Raw genomic sequence first — 4,371 nt, 5'->3', positions numbered from 1 at the left:
ATCGTTGATTTGCCGGTTCAAATCTTCCAAATTAAAATCATGGTTTGTGCCGCAATCCAACAAATGAAAATAAGCCGTGGGTTTAAAACTTTCAAAATAATCAACCAAAACCGCACAATACACAATCTGGCAATTGCCTTTAATGTTTTTTATGAGATAACTGATCCCTTTTTCGATCCTGATTTCGGTACTGTGGTTGGATTCAAGCGAGCCTTGCGGAAAAACGGTTACCAGGTTTTCCGGCTGGCTTAATTGCTCCGCGGCATATTGCATAGACTGCAACATATCCCTCGAAGTCCGGCTGATCGAAAAAGAACCTAAGCGCCGCAGCCACATCCTTTTTTGCAAATGGTCTTCCTGCATCATCGTAAACAGTTTCTTCCGGAAAATAAAATGGCCGAGGTACGCTGTCAAAAAACCGTCCCACCAACTAAAATGGTTGCCTAAAAGAAGCACTGAATGGTTGGGCTTTAGCTCGATCTGGTTGTACAATTGAAGTTGTTTAAAACTCCTCAATATCCGCCAGCGCATAAACGGTAAAAAAATTTTGTAAAACAACAGGTGCCTTTTGCTGGTGATCATGCAGTTTGTTTGGCTATGTAAACATCCAGTTCCGGTACAATCATCCAATGGCCCATCGGCACTACATAAAGTTCGGGCCGTAGAAGTAATTGAACAAGCTTTTTGCTGTTTTTTGTGGGAAAAAGGTCATCAAATTCGCCAAAATACAAACGGCAACGGATGTGGTTTTGGTTGATTAAGGCAGCAACACGGTTGATATCCGGGCGGATGTTTTTTAAAAAATGAATGGTAAAATAAGCATTCAACCGTTTTTCCGGTGTTGATATTTCGTGCCTGGCAATGGTGTACAAGCTATGGTCAATCACCCGCAATTGCCTTAACAATTTTAAAGCGCGCAGCATCATCCAGTTGCTGTAAGTCAGCTTTTTGAAGATTTTTTGCCCGATAAAAGAAGTACGCAAAAAATGAAAACCTTGGTGCAGCACCAAACCATCCGGGGCCAGCAAAATAATTTCATCTATGACCGGTGCAAAATGCCCGACCAGAAAAAGTGCCAGGTTTGCCCCAATCGAGTAGCCCATCAACGAAAAACGTTCTTCGCCAAATGCTTCAAACCAAGTGTTAATGTATTCCTTTAAAAATTTGGGGTCCATGCCGGCAAGGATTGATGCTTCGTTTACCTCATCTAAATAAGAAGTGCCGTGAAAAAAATGATCAAAAGAAACAATGCGGAACTGTTTTAGCAAAGACTGCTCAAAAACATCAAACTGACTGCCCGACATGCCATAGCCGTGGAACGCAAACAACAACTTTTTTCCGCTTCCGTACTCATGGTAATGCACTTTGCCCAAACCTTTTATTTCCAAAAAACCCATTGAAACAAGTATAACTATTTTTACGACAAACAAAAAGGCCATCGTTTTACCGACGGCCTTTTTCAAATTTCAAAAATTGTTTATGCTTATTCTTTTTCAGCAGCAGCATTTACGCTGCTTTCTGCAATTTGAGTCAACAATTTGTCGGTTTTCTTTTCTTCTTCCAAAGTTTGTTCCAACAAGCCTTGTGCTTCGGTAAAGCCTAAAACTCCTGCAAGGGTTTTTAAAGTGCCGTAAGTGGCAATTTCATAATGCTCGCATTTTTGGGCGGCAGAAATCAAGGCCACATCGCGTACCTCTGTGCCTTCTTCAGTGCTTTCGATCAGTTCTTCGGCTTCTTTGGCCAAACCTGCCATTGCTTCGCATTTTTTAGGTTTTGCTTCTTCGCCGATGAATTCAAAAACTTGTTTCAAGCGTTCAATTTGTCCTTCGGTTTCTGTTAAATGGGTTTCAAAAGCTTTTTTTAACTCTTCGGAAGTAGAAGCTTCTGCCAATTTTTTCAAGCTTTTTGATAATTGGTTTTCAGCCCATAAAATATCTTTCAACTCGTCTGTAAACAATTCTTTTAATGCACTTTCTTCTTTTGGTGTGCGTTCTGGTTTTTTAGCAGTTTTAGATTTTGCAGTTGCCATTTTGGTTTATATTTTAAATTAATTTGATTTATTATAAAGACAAGCAGCAGCAAAATTTGTTTCTTAAAAATTTACTGGTTTTCCGCTGTCAGTACTACAATTTTGCCGGTTGCCTGGTTGCTTTCCATGTATTCGTGTGCTTTTACAATATCCTTTAGCATAAAAACCTGGTCAACGTTCAGTTCTATTTGCCCAGCCTTAACATTGTCAATAAAATCCTGTAGTATTTCGGCAGAAATGTTTTCAGGACTGCTGCCGTAAGTAGTGAATTTTACCATCGGCGGAATATATTCCATCGGAGAAAAATCTTTGATCGCCCATTCTTCGCTTAGCATTCCGGTCAGGCATAATGTTCCGCCTTTTTTAACGCATTGCATCGAATCTTTAAGGGTTTGTATGCCTACCAGTTCGAGCACTTTGTCCACGCCTTCCGGAAACAATGCTTTTACCCGTTGTGCAATATTGCCATCGTCAATAATGGTATAAAATGCGCCATTGTCTCTTAAACGCTCTTCTTTTTCCGGGTTTCGGGTAGTCGAAACCACTGTTAAACCGTAATATTTTGCAAACTGGCAGGCCAGCATCCCGATAGAAGAACTTCCGCCCCTGATTAGCAATGTTTCCCCTTCCTTGATTTCAAGTGCCAGTTGCAACGAACCATAAACCGTTTGAAACATCTCCGGCACGGCACCAAGCTGGTCCCATCCCAGGTCACTTTGAAACGGGAAAACAATTTTCTTTGGCAAAAGTGCATATTCTGCATATCCGCCGTCAAAATCCCGGCCCATCCCGCCCATCAGTGCCGCTACCTTTTGTCCTTTTTGGTATCCTCCGGATGGGTCTTCTTCAACTTCTCCTACACATTCAATGCCTAAAACCCTGGGAAAATAAACACTTGGCGATTGCCCTTTCCGCGTGATGATTTCCGACCGGTTTAGCCCGAACGCCTTTACTTTTATCAGTATATTTCCTTCTGTTGCTTTAGGGACAGGCCTTTCTTCCAGATGAATAACCGATGCCCCGCCCGGCTGGGCCACTACTGCTGCTTTCATGTTCAATGTTTTAATTTGTTTAATCATAAACCAAACAGCAATTATTTAACCGGGTTTTGATTTATTGATGTGGCTAACCGTAAAAAATAAGTTGTAGAGCTGTTTAAACTTATTTCCGATGCTTCTTTTATCGGGTAATTTTTAAACTTTAAAAAGATTGTAAACAGCATTGGCGCCTGTTTCAGTTTTGTTCAATTTATTTCCGATGCTTCTTTTACCACATAAAAATCATTGGCCAATTGTGCTTTTTATCTCGAAACAAAATTTACCGGCATAAAAGAAGCATGGTAAATTTTTATGATAGAAGTTTAAAAGCCCTTTGAACTTAATTTTTTTTGCCCACCCAATCGCCCACAATTTTTGCCGAAAGCAAAGCCAGCGGGATGCCGCCGCCCGGATGCACGCTTCCGCCGCAAAAAAACAGGTTTTTAATTTTGGAAGATTTATTGGCATGGCGCAAAAAAGCCGCAAACTGGCTGTTAGAACTTGTGCCGTACAAAGACCCCTGGTAAGAAGAAGTTTTGCTTTCGATGCTGCGCGGATCTAAAATACTTTCGCAAACAATCAATTTGCCAATGTCTTCGCCCAAAGCTTTTGATAGTTTTTGGATGATGTTTGCCCGCGCTTTGGCAATCAGTTTGTCCCAATCCTGGCCCTGGTTTGCTGGAACGTTGATCATCGTAAACCAGTTTTCGCAACCATGCGGTGCATCATTTGGTAAAAACTTAGAAGTAATGTTGAGGTAAATAGTTGGATCGCTGCCAACGTTTTTCTGTTTCCAGATGTGTTCAAACTCCTGCTGGTAATCATTGCTAAAGAAAATATTGTGCAGATCCAATTGCGGAAAAGTTTTATTAATTCCCCAATAAAAAATTAAGGCCGAACTGCTCCGCTCCTGCCGCAACGTTTTTTCGGGGATCAATTTCGGATATTCCGACAACAGTTTTTTATAAGTGAAGTAAACATCCATATTGGAAATTACGAGATCTGCTGTTATCATTTGCGCCTTCCGCCCTCCGCTCTCCGCTCCCCGTTCTTCGCCCACCAATACTCCTTTTACCTGCCTTTTTTCGATGACAATTTTTTCTACCGATGAATTATAATGGAAAACAACACCTAATCTTTCTGCCAATGCAACCAATGAAAGCGTAATCTGATACATTCCGCCATCAGGAAAATAAGCGCCAAAATGCTGCTCTAAATGCGGGATGACGTTTAAAGTTGCCGGTGCTTTGTACGGGTTTGAACCGTTGTAGGTAGCAAAACGATCGGCATATTGCACCATTTTTT

The 4,371-nt window shown here is 41.2% G+C and carries 5 protein-coding genes; all 5 read right to left on the bottom strand.

Going from position 1 to position 4,371, the window contains the following annotated elements:
• On the bottom strand, positions 1 to 531 hold a 531-nt coding region (locus V5804_RS11895; protein WP_369591610.1), incomplete at its 3' end, for a 1-acyl-sn-glycerol-3-phosphate acyltransferase.
• 47 nt (positions 532 to 578) lie between these two features.
• On the bottom strand, positions 579 to 1,439 hold the full coding sequence (locus V5804_RS11890; RefSeq protein ID WP_369591609.1) for an alpha/beta fold hydrolase: 861 nt from the start codon (positions 1,437 to 1,439) through the stop codon (positions 579 to 581).
• Between the two features lie 44 nt (positions 1,440 to 1,483).
• The gene (locus V5804_RS11885; protein WP_369591608.1) at positions 1,484 to 2,029 is read right to left on the bottom strand and encodes a ferritin-like domain-containing protein; all 546 of its coding nucleotides are present in this window, start codon (positions 2,027 to 2,029) and stop codon (positions 1,484 to 1,486) included.
• A gap of 71 nt (positions 2,030 to 2,100) precedes the next feature.
• Complete coding sequence (locus V5804_RS11880) at positions 2,101 to 3,081, bottom strand: zinc-binding alcohol dehydrogenase family protein (protein WP_369591607.1); 981 nt, start codon at positions 3,079 to 3,081, stop codon at positions 2,101 to 2,103.
• Positions 3,082 to 3,406: 325 nt separating this feature from the next.
• A partial coding sequence (locus V5804_RS11875; RefSeq protein ID WP_369591606.1) for a phytoene desaturase family protein occupies positions 3,407 to 4,371 on the bottom strand: 965 nt, incomplete at its 5' end.

The sequence above is a fragment of the Mucilaginibacter sp. genome (assembly GCF_041088075.1).
Taxonomy (GTDB): domain Bacteria; phylum Bacteroidota; class Bacteroidia; order Sphingobacteriales; family Sphingobacteriaceae; genus Mucilaginibacter_A.
Note: the sequence above shows the minus strand (reverse complement) of the source record. Positions and strands in the feature narration are given on the sequence as shown.

What these genes read in the sequence shown, in the direction of transcription:
- V5804_RS11890 (WP_369591609.1), bottom strand. Translation starts at nt 1,439, where the DNA reads ATGGCCTTTTTGTTTGTCGTAAAAATAGTTATACTTGTTTCAATGGGT.
- V5804_RS11885 (WP_369591608.1), bottom strand. Translation starts at nt 2,029, where the DNA reads ATGGCAACTGCAAAATCTAAAACTGCTAAAAAACCAGAACGCACACCA.
- V5804_RS11880 (WP_369591607.1), bottom strand. Translation starts at nt 3,081, where the DNA reads ATGAAAGCAGCAGTAGTGGCCCAGCCGGGCGGGGCATCGGTTATTCAT.